This is a genomic window from Streptomyces tritici, from assembly GCF_048500665.1.
GTDB lineage: Bacteria > Actinomycetota > Actinomycetes > Streptomycetales > Streptomycetaceae > Streptomyces > Streptomyces tritici.
Genome location: NZ_CP183183.1, coordinates 4,771,687 through 4,788,877, shown reverse-complemented (window position 1 = coordinate 4,788,877; position 17,191 = coordinate 4,771,687). Strand labels below are relative to the sequence as shown.

The window sequence follows — 17,191 nt, the reverse complement described above, 5'->3', positions numbered from 1 at the left end:
CGACGGCACAACGTAACACTGGAGCCATGGAGATTCTGATCATCGGGGGAAACCGCTATTTCGGGCGGCGGTTGACCGAGCGCCTGGTGCGCGCCGGGCATTTTGTGACCGTGCTCAATCGGGGCTCGTCCGCCCCGCCCGAGGGCGCCGCACGTCTCGTCGCCGACCGCGACGACGAAAGGGCGCTGGAAAAGGCGCTCGGCGGGCGGACTTTCGACGTGGTCGTCGACCAGGTCTGCTACACGCCGCGGCAGGCCGTCGTCGCGCGGCGCGTGCTCGGGCCGCGCACGAAGCGGTATGTGATGACCTCCACGGTGGAGGTGTACGAGTACGAGGACTCGGCCCTGCCGCTCGGCGAGGACGCCCTCGACCTGGGCTCGGTCGCCGTGGACACCGGACTGCCGTGGCACGAGCCGGCGTTCCTCGACGCGCATTACGGGGAGGGCAAGCGGCAGGCGGAGGCGGTGTTCGCGCAGGGCGCGGAATGCGCGTACGCGACGGTGCGCGTGGCCCATGTCCTGGGCGGCGCGGACGATTTCACGGGGCGCGTCGCGCATTACGCCGAGCGCATCCGGGCCGGTGCGCCCATTGCCGTCCCGGTGGTGAATCGACCGGCGACGTACGTGTACGTCGAGGAGATCGCCGCATTCCTGGAATGGGCGGCGTTCCGGGAATTCACCGGGCCGGTCAACGCGCATTCCCACGGGCCGCTGACGACCGCGGAGATCTGCGCGGAGATCGAGCGGCGGGTGGGCGGGCGGACCGTCTTCCGGGAGGTGGAGGTCGGCGAGGTGTCGCCGTTCTCGTTCCGCCGCTCGTACGGAATGGACAACGCGCGGGCGGAAGCGCTCGGTCACCGCTTCTCGCACACCTCGCAATGGCTGGGGCGGGCGATCGGGGAGACGCTGGGATGAGGTACCGCACTCTGGGCGGTCTGCGGGTGAGCGCGATCGGGCTCGGCACGATGCCGCTGTCGATCGAGGGCGCCCCGGACGAGCGGCGCGCGCTGGCGACCGTGCACGCCTCGCTGGACGCCGGCGTGACGCTGCTGGACACGGCCGACTCGTACCATCCGCCGGGCGGCGAGCCGGGCGCCGGGGAGCTGCTCGTGGCCCGCGCGCTGAAGGCGTACGGCGGTCGCACGGACGACGTCCTGGTGGCGACGAAGGGCGGCCGGGGCCGCACGGACGACGGCGGGTGGACGGTCGACGGGCGGCCCGAGCACCTGCGGCGGGCGGCGCAGGACTCGCTGCGCCGGCTCGGCACGGAGGCGATCGGGCTGTACCAGCTGCACAAGCCGGACCCGGACGTGCCGTACGCCGAATCCCTGGGCGCGGTGAGGGAGTTGCTCGACCTCGGCACGGTCCGTCTGGCCGGGATCTCCAACGTGGACGCGGCGCAGATCCGGCTCGCCCGGGAGATCCTCGGCGAGCGGCTGGTGTCGGTGCAGAACCGGTACTCGCCCGAGGTGCGGGACTCCGAGGAGGAGCTGCGGCTCTGCGCCGAGCTGGGGCTGGCGTTCCTGCCGTGGAGCCCGCTGGGCGGGATCTCGCGCAGCTCGCTGGACGGCGCCTCGGCGCGGGAGGAGGACCCGCGCTTCGGGGCCTTCCACCGGATCGCGCGGGAGCGCGGGGCGAGCCCGCAGCAGGTGGCGCTGGCCTGGCTGCTGGCCCGCTCCGGGACGGTGATCCCGATTCCCGGCGCGAGCCGCCCCGAGTCCGCCCGCTCCTCCGCGCAGGCGGCAGAACTCGAGCTGAGCAAAGCGGAGTCGGCCGAGCTGGACGCCCTCTAGTTCCCGGGGGTCGCCGCCACGGAGAACGGCCCCGGTCGCCGCGTGCGACCGGGGTCGTCCCGTGCCCGGGGCCCGGATCCGGCTCAAGGCCCGGGACCCGGGAGCCGTCAGACGGCGGCCGGGGTCTTCGCCCCGCCGTCGCCGGCTCCGTCGCCGTCCCGCGGGTCCGGCAGCTCGCCGGCGGCCGGGGCGGCGTGGTCGTCGACGAGCGTCGTCTCGTCGAAGGGAACCTTGCCCGCCAGGACCTCCGTCACCCGCGCCCGGTCGATTTCCTTCGTCCACGTACCGACGAGGACGGTCGCGACCGCGTTGCCGGCGAAGTTGGTCAGCGCGCGGGCCTCGCTCATGAAGCGGTCGATGCCGACGATCAGACCGACGCCGTCGACCAGTTCGGGGCGGTGCGACTGCAGGCCGCCGGCGAGCGTGGCCAGGCCCGCGCCGGTGACGCCGGCCGCGCCCTTGGAGGCGATGATCATGAAGACCAGCAGGGAGATCTGCTCGCCGAGCGACAGCGGGTCGCCCATCGCCTCGGCGACGAAGAGGGAGGCCATCGTCAGGTAGATCGCGGTGCCGTCCAGGTTGAAGGAGTAGCCGGTGGGCACGGTGATGCCGACGACCGGCTTGGAGACGCCCAGGTGCTCCATCTTGGCGATCAGCCGCGGCAGCGCGGACTCCGAGGAGGAGGTGGACAGGATCAGCAGGAACTCCCGGCCGAGGTACTTCAGCAGGCTGAGGATGTTGATCCCGGCGACCAGCCGCAGCAGCGCGCCGAGCACGACGAAGACGAAGACCGCGCAGGTCAGGTAGAAGCCGATCATGATGACGGCCAGCGACTTGAGGGCGTCGAGACCGGTGGCCCCGACCACGGCGGCGATCGCGCCGAAGGCGCCGACCGGGGCCGCCCACATGATCATGGCGAGGATGCGGAAGACCAGGCGCTGGATGTGGCCGATGCCCCGCAGGATCGGTTCGCCGGTGCGGCCCATGGCCTGCAGGGCGAAGCCCGCGAGCAGGGCGACGAGCAGGGTCTGCAGGACCTCGCCCTCGGTGAAGGCGGAGACGATCGTGGTCGGGATGATGCCGAGCAGGAAGTCGACGGTGGACTCACTGGCCCCGGCGGCCTGCTGGGAGCCGGCCTCGGCGACCTCCTTCGTGAGCTGCAGCCCGGAGCCCGGCTCCAGGACGTTGCCGACGACCAGACCGATCGCCAGGGCGACGGTCGACATCACCATGAAGTAGCCGAGGGCGAGACCGCCGACGGCGCCCACCTTGGCCGCCTTGCGGACGGAGCCGACGCCCAGCACGATCGTGCAGAAGATGATCGGGGAGATCATCATCTTGATCAGGTTCACGAAGCCGGTGCCCAGCGGTTTGAGCTCGACGGCGACCCCCGGCGCCACGAAGCCGACGACGATGCCGAGCAGTACGGCGCCGATGACGGCGAGATAGAGATAGTGGGTACGGTCCCGTCGTGCGGCCACGGGGTCCTCCTCGGTGATGAGACGTCCACGTCCCGGTGGATCCCCGCGACTATCCATCACCCTGTGACCCGGGTCACCGTTGCGTTCCTTTCGTTCACGCATTTCCCCCGCCCTTTTTCCCGAGCCCTTTCCGGCCAGGCACACTGACGGCATGCGCATACCCGTCCCCCGGCCCCGGAGCCTCGCCGGCCAGCTCTTCGCGATGCAGGTCGTGCTGGTCGCCGCGGTGGTCGCGGGCTGCGCGGTGTTCGCGTACCTGACCGACCGGGAGCAGGCCGAGGAGACGGCGCGCCGGCAGTCGACGGCGACGGCCTCGGCGGTCGCGAAGTCGCCCGCGGTGATCGCGGCGGCTCGGTCCGCGGACCCGACGGCGCGGCTGCAGCCGTACACGGAGGCGCTGCGCAAGGACGCCGGGGTCAACTTCGTGGTGATCATGGCGCCGGACGGGCGCCGGTGGACCCACCCGGAGCCGAGGGAGATCGGACGCACGTACCTCGGCCACATCGAGCCCGCGGTGCGCGGCCGGATCTTCTCGGAGACGCACCTCGGCGTGCTCGGGCCCTCGGTCCGCACGGTCGCGCCGGTGTACGACGGCAGCCGGGTCGTCGCCCTGGTCAGCGCGGGCATCACCATCGAGCGGATCAGCGAGCAGGTACGGGAGCAGGTGACGGCGCTGCTCGGGATGGCCGGGGCGGCGCTGGCGCTCGGCGGGGCCGGCACGTACGTGATCAACGCGCGGCTGCGGCGGCACACGCACGGGATGAACGCGACCGAGCTGAGCCGGATGCACGACTACCACGAGGCGGCGCTGCACGCGGTGAGCGAGGGCCTGGTGATGCTGGACGGACAGCGGCGGATCGCGCTCATCAACGACGGGGCGCGCGAGCTCCTCGGTCTCACGGACCCGGACGTGGTCGGCCGCTCGGCCGCCGAGCTGGGACTGCCGGCCTCGCTGACCGGGGCGCTGCTGTCGTCCGGGCCGCGGGTGGACGAGCTGCATCTGACGGCGGACCGAGTGCTGGTGGTCAACACCCGGCCGGTGGTCGGTGGGGAGCGGCGCGGGACGGTCGCGACGCTCCGGGACCGTACGGAGCTCCAGGCGCTGGCCGGCGAGCTGGACTCGGAGCGGGGCTTCACGCAGGCGCTGCGCTCGCAGGCGCACGAGGCGGCGAACCGGCTGCACACGGTGGTCTCGCTGATCGAGCTGGGCCGGGCGGACGAGGCGGTGGAGTTCGCGACGGCGGAACTGGAGCTGGCGCAGGCGCTCACCGACCGGGTCGTCGACGCGGTCGCCGAGCCGGTGCTCGCCGCGCTGCTGCTCGGCAAGGCGGCGCAGGCGAACGAGTCGGGCGTGGAGCTGGTCCTGACGGAGGACAGCCGGATCGACGACGGGCTGCTGCCGGACACCCTGCCGGCGCGGGACCTGGTGACGATCCTCGGCAACCTGATCGACAACGCGGTGGAGGCGGCGAGCGCGGAGGCCCTGCAGTCCCCGGCGGGCCGGGCCCGTGTCACGGTCACCGCGGCGGCCCGCGACGGCGAGCTGGTGGTCCGCGTGGCGGACTCGGGCCCCGGCGTCCCGGCCGAGCACCACGAGGCGGTCTTCGACCGCGGCTGGTCCACGCGGGGCACGGGCCGCGGCCTGGGCCTGGCCCTGGTCCGCCAGACGGCCCACCGCCACCGCGGCACGATCACCCTGACCCCGAACACCCCCACGGGCGCCACGTTCACGGTCCGGCTTCCCCTGGGCCCCCCGGCGACCCCCGAGGCGGCCGGCCTTCGCGTGGCGGAGGGCGGCCCGGTCGGGGCGGAGGGTGCCCCTGTCGGCGCGGAGGGCGGCCCGGTGACGGCGAAGGGCTACTCGGTCACGGCGGAAGGCGGCCCGGTCGGGGCGGAGGGGCGGTCGTGAGCCGGGCGGGGGACGACATCCGGGTGCTGGTCGTCGAGGACGACCCGGTGGCGGCCGACGCGCACGCGCTGTACGCCGGGCGGGTGCCCGGGTTCAGCGTGGTGGGCGTGGCGCATTCGCGGGCCGCGGCGGTGCGGGCCCTGGAGCGGACGGCCGTCGACCTGATCCTGTTGGACCTCTACCTGCCCGACGGCCACGGGCTCCAGCTGCTGCGGGCGCTGCGCGCCGCCGGACACTCCGCCGACGTCATCGCCGTCACCTCGGCCCGCGACCTCGCGATCGTCCGCGAGGGCGTCTCGCTCGGCGTCGTCCAGTACGTGCTGAAGCCCTTCACCTTCGCCACCCTGCGCGACCGGCTCGCCCGGTACGCCGAGTTCCGCGCCGCCGCCGGCGAGGCCTCCGGGCAGGACGAGGTCGACCGGGCGCTCGCCGCCCTGCGCACCCCGCAGCCCGCCGCCCTCCCGAAGGGCCTGAGCGCGCCGACCCTGGAGGCCGTCACGCGCACCCTGCGCGACGCGCCCGACGGGCTGACCGCGGCGGAGGCCGGCGCCGCCGTCGGGATCTCCCGGATCACGGCCCGGCGCTATCTGGAGCACCTCGTGTCGGAGGGCCGGGCCGCCCGGGCCCCGCAGTACGGTCAGATCGGCCGCCCCGAGCTGCAGTACCGCTGGCTCACCGGCCCCCGTCCCTGACCGCGCGCATCCGGACGGTTACCCACCGGTTCTCACATTCCTCCAGCGTATGACGTTGGGTGAACGCACCGTAGCCACTCGTCACGGCGCGGCCTACGGTGGCCGGGTGCAAGCCTCCGTACCGCCCTCCCCACCGTTCAACGCCCTCGCCGCCCGCCGGCTCCGCGAGGGCCTGGGCATGGCTCCGGGTCACGTCGCCTACGGCCTCCGGGCCCAGTACGGCATCGCCGTGACGCCCGAGACCGTCGTCGCCTGGGAGCGCGGGCAGCTCGCCCCCACCTCCCGCGAGCTGTCCGCCCTCGCCGGCGTGCTCTGGTGCGCCCCCGCCGACCTGATCGCCGCCGCGACCACCCTCCGGGAACACCGGATGGCCCGCGGCCTCGCGCTGGAGGACCTCGCGCGCCGGGTCGGCATGGACCCGGTGGCGTACCGGCGCATGGAGGAGACCGGCCGCTGGCGCGGCAACGACCGCCAGACCGCCGCCCTCGCCGAGACCCTGCGGCTCGGCCCGCGCGAGCTGCTCACCGCCACCGGCCGCGACGAGGATCTGGCCGGGGTGCTGCGGGACGCGGCGACCACGCGCTGGCAGGCGTACGTGAAGCCGGCGGCCAAGCTGCTGCCGCTGCCGCGCCCCGCCCTGGAGGCCGCGCTCCAGCGGCTCCACGGCGAGTACCACGCGCGGATGGCCACCACGAGCAGCTGGGGCGCGTCCGGCGGCAGCGGCGAGGAGGGCCGGGCGTACCTGGACCGCATCGTCGAGCACTTCTGGGCGGCCGTCGGCTGACGGCGGCCGTCGGATGACCCGCCCCGCGCCTCCTACGGCCGCCGGTCGAAGCTGAACAGCTGGCCGCGCCGGCCGCGCGCGTCCTCCGCGCACGCGGCCGTCTCCAGGCGGGACCACGGCGCGCGCAGGTCGCCCGTCACCGTGACGCAGAGCGCGGAGGCGCCGGGCCGGATGAGGTAGCCCTGCACCGGGGTGCCGTACGGCTCCAGACGGAACGTCTCGGTACGGCCCTCCTCCCCGCACTCCGAGTCGTGCAGCGGCGCCGCGGGCCTCGACGCGGTGCCGGGCACGCCCGAGCAGCCGGGGCCGAACTCGGGGTGGTGGGTGACCAGCCGCCAGCGGCCGGCGTCCGCGCCGGTGAGCGGCAGCAGCTCGTACCTCGGGACGTCCGCGCCCGCGCACTCGCGCTGGTACACCTGGCCGCTGCGGTCGCTCGCCCGCTCGCCGAGGCAGAGCCCCGACTCCATGGAGCGGATCAGGACCTGCCCTGCGGCGGGCGCGACCGGCTGCCCCACGACGCGCCGTGCGCCGTCCCGGACGAGGGTGACGACGCTGACCACGGCGATCACGAGCGCCACGACCGCGACCAGTCCGACGGCCGTCCGGCGCACGCGCGAGCGGCCCGTGGGGGCGGGGACGGGCGCGGAGCCGTCGGCGGGAGCGGCCTCGGCGGGCCACGACGCCCCGCCCGAGTCGTCACCGGCCGCGAGCAGCCCGGACGCCGGCTCGTCCCCGGGCCGGGACTCGGGCTCGGGCTCGCGCATCCCGCCCACCGCCAGTTCCTTGCGGACCGTCAACCAGGCGTCGCGGTCCCCCGGCGGGACCCCGCAGGCGCGGACGAAGGCGGCGAGCAGTTCCTCGCGCGGCAGGCCCGCCACCCGGGCGAGCATGTTGGCCACCGTGGACCGCGGCAGGACCTCGCCGACCGCCTCCGCCCGCGCGGCCAGCTCCCGGTACGTCAGTCCTGACCACTCCTTGAGCTCCTGCAGCAGCGCCAGGAACTCGCCCGGGGTGCGCGCGCCCTGTGGATCGGGAGCTCTCTCCCCCGCGGCCATGCGGCCCTCCCCTTCCTCGCCGGTTACCGCCCGGTTGGGACATGTCCCGGACAGGCGTAAGCCTTGTTGATCGAGCTGTTCGACTCAAGAGTGGGGAGCGGCAATTCCGCTCGGGGGGCGGCGGACTGCCGTACGAGACGGGCGGCCCCGCTCGCCCACGGGGGAGACGAACGGGGCCGCCCGGCGGGCCGTGCCACAGGGCTCCGCGGGCCACCGGGCCTCAGAAGACGGACTCGGCCTCCGCCATCCGGTCCTCCGGCACGGTCTTCAGCCGCGTCACCGCCTCCGCGAGCGGCACCATCCGGACGTGCGTGCCGCGCAGGGCGGTCATCCGCCCGTACTCGCCGCGGTGCACCGCCTCGACCGCGTGCCAGCCGAAGCGGGTGGCGAGCACCCGGTCGTACGCGGTGGGGGTGCCGCCGCGCTGGACGTGGCCGAGGATGACCGGCCGGGCCTCCTTGCCGAGGCGCTTCTCCAGTTCGGCGGCGAGCCGGTTGCCGATGCCCTGGAAGCGCTCGTGCCCGTACGGGTCGATCTCGCCCTTCTTGTAGTCCATGGTGCCCTCGGCCGGGTGCGCGCCCTCGGCCACGCAGATCACCGCGAACTTCTTGCCGCGCGAGAAGCGCTCCTCGACCATCTTGACCAGGTCCGCCGGGTCGAAGGGCCGCTCGGGCAGGCAGATGCCGTGCGCGCCGCCCGCCATGCCGGACTCCAGCGCGATCCAGCCCGCGTGGCGGCCCATCACCTCGACGACCATGACGCGCTGGTGGGACTCGGCGGTGGTCTTGAGGCGGTCCATGGCCTCGGTGGCGACGGTGACGGCGGTGTCGAAGCCGAAGGTGCGGTCGGTGGACGAGATGTCGTTGTCGATGGTCTTGGGCACGCCGACGACGGGCATCCCGGCGTCGGAGAGCATCCGCGCGGCGGTCAGGGTGCCCTCGCCGCCGATCGGGACGAGGGCGTCGAGCCCGTACTCGCGCTGCAGCGCCACACAGTTCTCGGCGGCCTCGCTGAGGCGGGCGCGCTCCATGCGGGCCGAGCCGAGGATGGTGCCGCCGCGGGCGAGGATGCCGCTGACCTCGTTGAGGTCGAGGGGCCGGTAGTGGCCGTCCAGGAGGCCCTTGAACCCGTCCTCGAAGCCGATGACTTCGTCGCCGTACCCGGTGAGCGCCCGGTGCACGACCGAGCGGATCACGGCGTTCAGGCCGGGGCAGTCGCCGCCTGCGGTGAGAACTCCGATGCGCATCGTGTCTCGTCTCCTGCTCCCTGGGGGCCGGGCGGGGCCCGCGGTCGTTCAGGGTGGGCCCGTCTGTCGATTCTCACACGGTGGTGCCGCGCCCCGCGTCTCCTGCTACTCCGCGCCTCTATCCACGCCCGAGGGTATTGTCAAGAGGGCATTGCCACTCTTACGTGTGTTTCTGGTCCGACCGGACCGAGGCTTCCGGTCCGACCGGACCGACTGGACCGACAGGAGACGACGGCGTGACGCGCAGCGTGTACGTGACCGGGATCGACCGGGGGGACGGCCGGCAGGTCGTCGAACTGGGGGTCATGGAGCTGCTGACCCGGCAGGTGGACCGGGTGGGGGTGTTCCGTCCGCTGGTGCACCACCGTCCCGACCGGCTGTTCGACCTGCTGCGCGCCCGCTACCGGCTGACCCAGGACCCGGCGTCGGTGTACGGCATGGACTACCACGAGGCCTCGGCGCTCCAGGCCGAGCGCGGGCCGGACGAACTGGTGTCCCGGCTGGTGGAGAAGTACCACGCGGTGGCCCGGGAGTACGAGGTCGTGCTCGTCCTCGGCACCGATTTCGCCGCCACCCAGCTCCCCGACGAGCTTGCCCTGAACGCCCGCCTCGCGAACGAGTTCGGCGCGTCGGTGATCCCGGTGGTCGGCGGCAAGGGGCAGACCGCCGAGTCGGTGCGGGCCGAGGCGCGCAACGCCTTCCGCGCGTACGACGGCCTCGGCTGCGACGTGCTGGCGATGGTGGTGAACCGGGTCGCCGCCGAGGACCGCGAGCCGCTCGCGGAGCGGCTGGCCGCCCGGCTGCCCGTCCCCTGCTACGTGCTGCCCGACGAGCCGGCCCTGTCCGCGCCGACGGTGGCGCAGATCCGGCAGGCGCTCGGCGCGGAGGTGGTGCTCGGAGACGACGCGGGGCTGTCCCGCGACGCCCTGGACTTCGTCTTCGGCGGGGCGATGCTGCCGAACTTCCTGCCCGCCCTGACCCCGGGCTCGCTGGTCGTCACCCCCGGCGACCGGGCCGATCTGGTGGTCGGCGCGCTGGCCGCGCACTCGGCCGGCACCCCGCCGATCGCCGGCGTGCTGCTGACCCTGGGCGAGCGGCCCAGCGACGAGGTCCTGACGCTGGCCGCCCGGCTCGCGCCCGGCACCCCGGTGCTCTCGGTGGCCGGCAACAGCTTCCCCACCGCAGCCGAACTGTTCTCGCTGGAGGGCAAGTTGAGCGCCGCGACGCCGCGCAAGGCGGAGACGGCGCTGGGCCTGTTCGAGCGGCACGTGGCCACCGCGGATCTGCTGAAGCGGATCTCGGTGGCCCGCAGCAGCCGGGTCACGCCGATGATGTTCGAGCACGACCTGCTGGAGCAGGCGCGCGCCGACCGCCGCCGGGTGGTGCTGCCCGAGGGCGCCGAGGAGCGGGTGCTGCGCGCCGCGGACGTGCTGATCCGCCGGGACGTGTGCGACCTGACGCTGCTCGGCGACGTGGAGACGATCCGGAAGAAGGCCGCGGACCTGGGCGTCGACCTGTCCGCGCCGTCCGTGCAGCTGATCGACCCGCAGACCTCCGAGCTGCGCGACGCGTTCGCGGAGAAGTACGCGGCGCTGCGCGCCCACAAGGGCGTCACGGTGGAGCTGGCGTACGACGTCGTCTCGGACGTCAACTACTTCGGCACGCTGATGGTCGAGGAGGGGCTGGCGGACGGCATGGTGTCGGGGTCGGTGCACTCCACCGCCGCGACCATCCGGCCCGCCTTCGAGATCATCAAGACCAAGCCGGACGCGTCGATCGTCTCGTCCGTCTTCTTCATGTGCCTGGCCGACAAGGTGCTGGTGTACGGCGACTGCGCGGTGAACCCGGACCCGAACGCGGAGCAGCTCGCCGACATCGCCGTGCAGTCGGCGGCCACCGCGGCCCGCTTCGGCGTGGAGCCGCGGATCGCGATGCTCTCGTACTCGACCGGCACCTCCGGCTCCGGCGCGGACGTCGACAAGGTGCGCGAGGCGACCAAGCTGGTCCGGGAGTCCCACCCGGAGCTGCGGATCGAGGGCCCGATCCAGTACGACGCGGCCGTCGAGCCGTCCGTCGCCGCCACGAAGCTGCCGGACTCGGAGGTGGCCGGCCAGGCGACCGTGCTGATCTTCCCGGACCTCAACACCGGCAACAACACCTACAAGGCCGTGCAGCGCTCGGCCGGCGCCGTGGCCGTCGGCCCGGTCCTGCAGGGCCTGCGCAAGCCGGTCAACGACCTGTCGCGCGGCGCGCTCGTCAGCGACATCGTCAACACGGTCGCCATCACCGCCATCCAGTCCCAGGCCCAGGAGCTCCCCGCATGACCGCCCGTCCCTCCTCGTCCGCGCCCACCCGCGTTCTCGTCCTCAACTCCGGCTCCTCGTCCGTGAAGTACCAGCTGCTCGACATGCGCGACGGCGCCCGGCTCGCGGTCGGCCTGGTGGAGCGGATCGGCGAGGAGACCTCGCGCCTGGTGCACACGCCGCTGCGCGGCGGCGGCGAGAAGCGGGAGCGGACCGGTGCGGTCCCCGACCACGCGGCCGCGCTGAAGGCGGTCGCCGGGGAGCTGGCCGCGGACGGCCTCGGCCTGGACTCCCCCGAACTGGCCGCCATCGGCCACCGGGTGGTGCACGGCGGGCTGCGGTTCACCGCGCCGACGGTGATCGACGACGAGGTGCTGGCGGAGATCGAGCGGCTGGTGCCCGTCGCGCCGCTGCACAACCCGGCGAACCTGATCGGCATCCGTACGGCGACGGCCCTGCGCCCGGACCTGCCGCAGGTGGCGGTGTTCGACACGGCGTTCCACACGACGATGCCGGAGTACGCGGCGCGGTACGCGATCGACGTGGAGACGGCGGACGCGCACCGGATCCGCCGCTACGGCTTCCACGGCACCTCGCACGCCTACGTCTCCCGGGCCGCGGCCGAACTCCTCGGCAAGGCGCCCGAGGACGTCAACGTGATCGTGCTGCACCTGGGCAACGGGGCGTCGGCCTCGGCGGTGGCGGGCGGCCGCTGCGTGGACACCTCGATGGGCCTGACGCCGCTGGAGGGCCTGGTGATGGGCACCCGGTCCGGCGACGTCGACCCGGCGGTGACGTTCCATCTGGTGCGGGTCGCGGGGATGTCGACGGACGAGGTCGACGCGCTCCTCAACAAGCGGAGCGGTCTGGTCGGGCTGTGCGGCGACAACGACATGCGCGAGATCCGGCGGCGGATCGACGAGGGCGACGAGCGGGCGCGGCTGGCCTTCGACGTCTATGTGCACCGGCTGAAGAAGTACATCGGGGCCTACTACGCGGTACTCGGCCGGGTGGACGCGGTCGTGTTCACGGCCGGAGTGGGTGAGAACGCGGCCCCGGTGCGGGAAGCTGCGATCGCGGGTCTGGAGGAGCTGGGCCTCGCGGTGGACGCCGGCCGCAACGCGGTGCGGTCGGACGAGCCGCGGCTGATCTCGCCGGATCACGCGCGGGTGGCGGTGGCCGTGGTGCCGACGGACGAGGAGCTGGAGATCGCCCGCCAGACCTACGCACTGGTAGTCGACTGAGCGGACCCCTGCCCATTTGTACATTCCACCAGACGGAATATTCCGCGATGAAACAAACCGATAGGATCCGCCTCATGCGCCGTTCCAAAATCGTCTGTACGCTGGGCCCCGCCGTCGACTCCTACGAGCAGCTGAAAGCGCTGATCGAGGCCGGCATGAACGTGGCCCGATTCAACATGAGCCACGGGACCCAGGCAGAGCACCAGGAGCGGTACGACCGTCTCCGCAGGGCGGCCGCGGACACCGGCCGCGCCGTGGGCGTGCTCGCCGACCTCCAGGGCCCCAAGATCCGTCTGGAGACCTTCGCCGAGGGGCCGGTCGAACTGGTCCGCGGTGACGAGTTCACCATCACCACCGAGGACGTCCCGGGCGACAAGTCCGTCTGCGGCACCACGTACAAGGGGCTGCCGGGCGACGTCTCCAAGGGCGACCAGGTCCTCATCAACGACGGCAACGTCGAGCTCCGGGTCGTCGAGGTCGACGGCCCCCGGGTGAAGACCGTCGTCATCGAGGGCGGGGTCATCTCCGACCACAAGGGCATCAACCTGCCCGGTGCCGCCGTCAACGTCCCGGCCCTGTCCGAGAAGGACGTCGAGGACCTCCGCTTCGCGCTCCGCATGGGCTGCGACATGGTCGCCCTCTCCTTCGTCCGCGACGCCGCCGACGTCAAGGACGTCCACAAGGTGATGGACGAGGAGGGCCGCCGGGTCCCGGTCATCGCCAAGGTGGAGAAGCCGCAGGCCGTCGAGAACATGGCGGAGGTCGTCGCGGCCTTCGACGCGGTCATGGTCGCCCGCGGCGACCTGGCCGTGGAGTACCCGCTGGAGCGGGTCCCGATGGTGCAGAAGCGCCTCGTGGAGATGTGCCGCCGCAACGCCAAGCCGGTCATCGTCGCCACCCAGATGATGGAGTCGATGATCACCAACTCCCGTCCGACCCGCGCCGAGGCGAGCGACGTCGCCAACGCCATCCTGGACGGCGCGGACGCGGTCATGCTGTCCGCCGAGTCCTCGGTGGGCGCGTACCCGATCGAGACCGTGAAGACGATGTCGAAGATCGTCGCCGCGGCCGAGGAGGAGCTGCTCTCCAAGGGCCTGCAGCCGCTGGTGCCCGGCAAGAAGCCGCGTACGCAGGGCGGTTCGGTGGCTCGCGCGGCCTGCGAGATCGCCGACTTCCTGGACGGCAAGGCGCTGATCGCCTTCACCAAGTCCGGCGACACCGCCCGCCGGCTGTCCCGCTATCGCGCCGCGCAGCCGATCCTGGCCTTCACCACGGACGAGTCGACCCGCAACCAGCTCACCCTGAGCTGGGGCGTGGAGTCCTTCCTCGCGCCGTTCGTGGAGACCACCGACGCCATGGTCGAGCTCGTCGACGCGGCCCTGCTGAAGCTGCAGCGGTACAACGAGGGCGACACCATGGTCATCACCGCCGGCTCGCCCCCCGGCGTCCCCGGCACCACCAACATGGTCCGGGTGCACCACCTGGGCGGCGGCGGGCGCGACTGACCCGCCGGAAGCACGACGAGGGCCCCGTCCGGGAATCGGACGGGGCCCTCGTCGTGTGCGGCTCCCGGAAGGGTCGGTACGCGCGTCAGTTCGGCTCGATGGTGTTGCGCAGGCCGGGCACGGTCAGCGTGCCGCCGAACTGGCCGGCCTGGATGACCTCCACGTTCGTGAAGAACGCGAACGGGACGTCGAGCGGCGGCGGGGTCTGCGGGTTGAACGTGACCGGGATCAGCCCGAAGAGGTTGCCCTTCAGCTGCTCCGTGTACATGGTCACGGTGCCGTTGCGCATGGTCGACGTCGAGCCCTTGTCGGAGCGGACGTGTCCGGTCATGCCGTCGGAGTGGACGGTCTTCTGGTGCAGGTCCTTGATGTCCACGCCGTCGCTCGCGGTGAACTTCAGGACCTTCTTGACCTTGCCGCTGCCGGTCTTCACCTCGACGATGCCGTGGTACTTCAGACCCTTGAGCGTGAGCAGGGTGCTGTCGAGGACCCACGGCTCGTCCGGCAGGAGCGGCATGCCCTCCTCCAGCTCCGCCGCCGCGAGCGCCTCCGGGTCGGGCGTCGGACAGGGGAAGCGGGGCTTGGCCTCGTCCGGTATGTCCGTGTCCTTCTTGGGGTCCAGGCCCTTGGCGTCCTCGTCCAGCTCCTCCACCGTGGCGCCGGCCTTGTCGGCGGCCTCCCGGATGGCGTCCTTCGTACGGTCGGCCGCGTCGTCCAGGGTCGGCTTGGCCGTCGGCTTCGCCGTGGGCGCGGCGGTCGGCTGCGCGGTCGGCGCGGTCGTCGGCGCGGTGGACGCGGTCGGCGTCGGGGTGGCCGTCGGCTCGTCGGGGCCGTCGAAGAAGTCCTTGATCTTGTCGCCGACGCCCAGCGGGTCCAGCGGGTTGACCGTCTTCGTCGGCGTCGGGGTCGGCGTGGGCGTCGGGGTGGCCGACGGCTTCACGGCGTCGGTCACGGTCTTCTGCGCGCCGTCGGCGCTCGCGGAAGGGCTCGCGGACGGCGCGGGCTCCTCGGCGCCGCCGTCGCCGCCGGTCCCGCCGTCCTCGTCCGGCGCGGTGCTGGCGCTCGGCTCGGGCGACTTCGTGGCCTCGGGGCTCTTGGACTCCTCGGGCTCGACCGGCTCGTCGGAGCGGGTCACGCACGGACCGGGCGCGAAGGGGATGTCCTTCTCGTCGGCCAGCGCCAGCTTGGGCGTCAGGCCCATGCCCACGAGGACCGCGGTCGGCATGGCGGCCAGGGCCATCGCCTTGCCGGCGGGCACCTGGAGCTTGGTCAGCAGCGACTTCCGGGGGGCCGCGTGACGCGGACCCCTTCTCGCCGGAGCGGCGTCGCCCCCAGCCGTCGCCGACTGTGTTTCGTCACCCCGCACTGTTCCTCCCGCCGTTGGCGTCGATCGTGGTCTCGGTCGCGTGCTCGTTCGGGGCCTGCTCCTGGCCGTCGCGCTGCTCCGGCAGCGCCAGCGGCTCGATCATGGCGACCTCGTGCGCCGGCACCGGCTCCGCCGCCGGGGCGGGCGCGGCCGCGAGGGCCCCCTCGCCGGCCGCCTCGTCCACCGGGACGCCGGGCGCCCAGGCCGCGGAGAGGCCGCCGCCCACCAGCGCGCAGATCAGTCCGATGCCGAAGCCGCCGAGGTTGGCGACCGGGATGGACACGAGCGCGAGCACGATGGCGGCGACGCCCGCGAAGACGCGGACCGCGGACTGGAACCACATCGTCAGGCCGAGGGTGACCAGCAGCACGCCGATGATCAGCGAGCCGGCGCCGGCCGTGGTGGCCATGGCGATCGTCATGTTGCCGAGCCGCATGTCCGCGTACGGCAGGTAGGCGATCGGCAGACCGCCGATCATGGTGAACAGACCGCCCCAGAACGGCCGGTTGCCCCGCCACGCCCGGAAGCGCAGCCGCCAGTAGGTGAATCCGCGGGAACCAATGGACTCGGCGCTCATGGAAAACAGCTCCCTGGAAGCGGTGTTGCTGAGAAGTTGGAGATGTGCCGCGCCGCGGCGGCGGATCCGTCGGCGGGCGGGACCGTGGACACGGCCCCGCCCGCCTGCCGAGTACTACTCGGTGAAGCACTCCTTGGTGCCCTTGTGCAGCTTCAGGCTCAGGTCGGGGAGCTTGAAGGTGCCGGCCGTGGTCGCCCAGGCCTTCTGCTCGACGTTCGACAGCTTCGCCGTCTTGGCGCGCTGCGAGAAGCCGTACGGGTTGGCCTGGGTGCCCGGCTGGATGCCCGGGTCCTTCAGCTGGCCCGCGGCCACACCGATGTCGATGTTGCCGAACTCGGCGTCGGCCTTCAGCGAGGAGACGTCGAGGTAGATGTCCTTGGCGTAGACCCGCTTCGCCGGGTCCTTCGCGCCCTCGGTACCGGCGCGCAGCTCGAGGCTGACGTTGCCGATGAACGGGACGTTCGGAGTCACCACGGACTGGCACATGTTGGTGATCCAGGCCTCGGAGAAGCCCGAGACGCCGACCGGCTCCGCGAAGGGCTTGCCCTCGAGGGTCTTGCCGCTGGCGACGCTGCCGTACTGGACGAAGTCATTGCCGACGAGGCTGTCGGCCTTCACCTTGAACTCCTGGCCGGAGATGCTGAAGGACGCGGCCAGCGCGCCCTGAGCCAGGCCGACGCCGATCGCGGCCGTCGCGGCCACGCTCGGCACCATGACGACGGCGAACCGCTTCCATCTGGTCCCGCCACGAACCTGGGACTTCATGAGAATTCCTCCTTCTCGGACGTACATCTCCGGATGGGCCCAGGGCCCGTCCTGGGATGGGAGAAGTGCTACGTCCTCGGGAAGGAGAGCGCCGAACCTTCAGGCGCGACGCGCGTCCGAATCACCGGCGATCACCCCCGAGCGACAACCACTGGCCACGCCTTGCGCGCAACCTGCTGGACAGGCCCTGCCATCACGAGCAGGAACCCCCCTGTCCACGACCGCCGGCACCGCCGTCGGTCCGCCCGGTGGGGACCCTCGCCACGGTCCCGGTTGGTTGCCGGGGGTGTGGAGAGGACCGAGCGTCGCCGATCGTGGTCCATTCCGGGCCGGGGCACAAGGGGGTTCGTTACTGGCTAGTAACGGGTGGATAACCACGCCACGACAGCGCGCCGCCGGGCGGCCACACAGGGTGCCGCCGGCTCTGCCGACATAGGGGAGGAACTCCGGAACAACCCGGACAGAAATCCAG

At 72.8% G+C, this 17,191-nt stretch carries 14 protein-coding genes; 8 read left to right on the top strand and 6 right to left on the bottom strand.

The features are described from left to right. Positions 1-26: 26 nt before the first annotated feature. Both ACNJ93_RS22410 and ACNJ93_RS22405 read left to right on the top strand, forming a co-directional pair. The gene (locus tag ACNJ93_RS22410; protein ID WP_418959214.1) at positions 27-914 is read left to right on the top strand and encodes an NAD-dependent epimerase/dehydratase family protein; all 888 of its coding nucleotides are present in this window, start codon (positions 27-29) and stop codon (positions 912-914) included. Then, on the top strand, positions 911-1,792 hold the full coding sequence (locus ACNJ93_RS22405) for an aldo/keto reductase (protein WP_418959213.1): 882 nt from the start codon (positions 911-913) through the stop codon (positions 1,790-1,792). The genes ACNJ93_RS22410 and ACNJ93_RS22405 overlap by 4 nt, the downstream gene beginning before the upstream one ends. A 107-nt stretch (positions 1,793-1,899) precedes the next feature. Here the strand turns inward: ACNJ93_RS22405 and ACNJ93_RS22400 are convergent, their stop codons facing one another. Further along, a complete protein-coding gene (locus ACNJ93_RS22400; RefSeq protein ID WP_418959212.1) occupies positions 1,900-3,330 on the bottom strand; it encodes a cation:dicarboxylate symporter family transporter in 1,431 nt (476 codons plus the stop codon). Between the two features lie 94 nt (positions 3,331-3,424). Here ACNJ93_RS22400 and ACNJ93_RS22395 point away from each other — a divergent pair, with 94 nt between their 5' ends. From ACNJ93_RS22395 to ACNJ93_RS22385, 3 genes are all read left to right on the top strand, one after another. Beyond that, the gene (locus tag ACNJ93_RS22395) at positions 3,425-5,182 is read left to right on the top strand and encodes an ATP-binding protein (protein ID WP_418959211.1); all 1,758 of its coding nucleotides are present in this window, start codon (positions 3,425-3,427) and stop codon (positions 5,180-5,182) included. Next, positions 5,179-5,874, top strand: a complete 696-nt coding sequence (locus ACNJ93_RS22390; protein ID WP_418959210.1) for a response regulator — start codon at positions 5,179-5,181, stop codon at positions 5,872-5,874. The genes ACNJ93_RS22395 and ACNJ93_RS22390 overlap by 4 nt, the downstream gene beginning before the upstream one ends. Positions 5,875-6,052: 178 nt before the next feature. Continuing rightward, a complete protein-coding gene (locus ACNJ93_RS22385; protein WP_418961490.1) occupies positions 6,053-6,658 on the top strand; it encodes a helix-turn-helix domain-containing protein in 606 nt (201 codons plus the stop codon). Between the two features lie 32 nt (positions 6,659-6,690). Here ACNJ93_RS22385 and ACNJ93_RS22380 read toward each other — a convergent pair whose 3' ends face one another. Both ACNJ93_RS22380 and ACNJ93_RS22375 read right to left on the bottom strand, forming a co-directional pair. Beyond that, positions 6,691-7,713, bottom strand: coding sequence for a helix-turn-helix domain-containing protein (locus ACNJ93_RS22380; RefSeq protein WP_418959209.1), 1,023 nt, complete (start codon positions 7,711-7,713; stop codon positions 6,691-6,693). A gap of 220 nt (positions 7,714-7,933) precedes the next feature. Beyond that, positions 7,934-8,959, bottom strand: coding sequence for an ATP-dependent 6-phosphofructokinase (locus ACNJ93_RS22375; protein WP_418959208.1), 1,026 nt, complete (start codon positions 8,957-8,959; stop codon positions 7,934-7,936). 236 nt (positions 8,960-9,195) lie between these two features. Here ACNJ93_RS22375 and pta point away from each other — a divergent pair, with 236 nt between their 5' ends. The 3 genes from pta (at position 9,196) to pyk (ending at position 14,011) form a co-directional block, all read left to right on the top strand. Beyond that, positions 9,196-11,283 (top strand): phosphate acetyltransferase, encoded by a 2,088-nt coding sequence (gene pta, locus ACNJ93_RS22370; protein WP_418959207.1) that lies wholly within the window; start codon positions 9,196-9,198, stop codon positions 11,281-11,283. Continuing rightward, positions 11,280-12,506: an acetate kinase gene (locus ACNJ93_RS22365; RefSeq protein ID WP_418959206.1), complete on the top strand. Its 1,227-nt coding sequence runs from the start codon at positions 11,280-11,282 to the stop codon at positions 12,504-12,506. Before pta ends, ACNJ93_RS22365 begins: the two co-directional genes overlap by 4 nt. A gap of 74 nt (positions 12,507-12,580) precedes the next feature. Continuing rightward, positions 12,581-14,011, top strand: a complete 1,431-nt coding sequence (pyk, locus tag ACNJ93_RS22360) for a pyruvate kinase (RefSeq protein WP_418959205.1) — start codon at positions 12,581-12,583, stop codon at positions 14,009-14,011. A gap of 85 nt (positions 14,012-14,096) precedes the next feature. On the opposite strand, the gene ACNJ93_RS22355 is transcribed toward pyk, so the two are convergent. The 3 genes from ACNJ93_RS22355 to ACNJ93_RS22345 all read right to left on the bottom strand — a co-directional run bounded on the left by ACNJ93_RS22355 (position 14,097) and on the right by ACNJ93_RS22345 (position 16,719). Next, a complete protein-coding gene (locus ACNJ93_RS22355; RefSeq protein WP_418959204.1) occupies positions 14,097-15,377 on the bottom strand; it encodes a hypothetical protein in 1,281 nt (426 codons plus the stop codon). Beyond that, positions 15,367-15,954 carry a DUF6114 domain-containing protein gene (locus tag ACNJ93_RS22350; RefSeq protein ID WP_418959203.1) on the bottom strand — a complete coding sequence of 196 codons (588 nt, stop codon included), beginning with the start codon at positions 15,952-15,954 and terminating at the stop codon, positions 15,367-15,369. Before ACNJ93_RS22350 ends, ACNJ93_RS22355 begins: the two co-directional genes overlap by 11 nt. A 114-nt stretch (positions 15,955-16,068) precedes the next feature. Beyond that, positions 16,069-16,719, bottom strand: coding sequence for a DUF6230 family protein (locus tag ACNJ93_RS22345; protein ID WP_418959202.1), 651 nt, complete (start codon positions 16,717-16,719; stop codon positions 16,069-16,071). Positions 16,720-17,191 lie beyond the last annotated feature (472 nt).

Bases quoted from the DNA above. Each gene is read 5' to 3' on its own strand.
- ACNJ93_RS22410 (WP_418959214.1), top strand. From the start codon at position 27: ATGGAGATTCTGATCATCGGGGGAAACCGCTATTTCGGGCGGCGGTTG.
- ACNJ93_RS22405 (WP_418959213.1), top strand. From the start codon at position 911: ATGAGGTACCGCACTCTGGGCGGTCTGCGGGTGAGCGCGATCGGGCTC.
- ACNJ93_RS22400 (WP_418959212.1), bottom strand. From the start codon at position 3,330: ATGGATAGTCGCGGGGATCCACCGGGACGTGGACGTCTCATCACCGAG.
- ACNJ93_RS22395 (WP_418959211.1), top strand. From the start codon at position 3,425: ATGCGCATACCCGTCCCCCGGCCCCGGAGCCTCGCCGGCCAGCTCTTC.
- ACNJ93_RS22385 (WP_418961490.1), top strand. From the start codon at position 6,053: ATGGCTCCGGGTCACGTCGCCTACGGCCTCCGGGCCCAGTACGGCATC.
- ACNJ93_RS22380 (WP_418959209.1), bottom strand. From the start codon at position 7,713: ATGGCCGCGGGGGAGAGAGCTCCCGATCCACAGGGCGCGCGCACCCCG.
- ACNJ93_RS22375 (WP_418959208.1), bottom strand. From the start codon at position 8,959: ATGCGCATCGGAGTTCTCACCGCAGGCGGCGACTGCCCCGGCCTGAAC.
- ACNJ93_RS22365 (WP_418959206.1), top strand. From the start codon at position 11,280: ATGACCGCCCGTCCCTCCTCGTCCGCGCCCACCCGCGTTCTCGTCCTC.
- pyk (WP_418959205.1), top strand. From the start codon at position 12,581: ATGCGCCGTTCCAAAATCGTCTGTACGCTGGGCCCCGCCGTCGACTCC.
- ACNJ93_RS22350 (WP_418959203.1), bottom strand. From the start codon at position 15,954: ATGAGCGCCGAGTCCATTGGTTCCCGCGGATTCACCTACTGGCGGCTG.
- ACNJ93_RS22345 (WP_418959202.1), bottom strand. From the start codon at position 16,719: ATGAAGTCCCAGGTTCGTGGCGGGACCAGATGGAAGCGGTTCGCCGTC.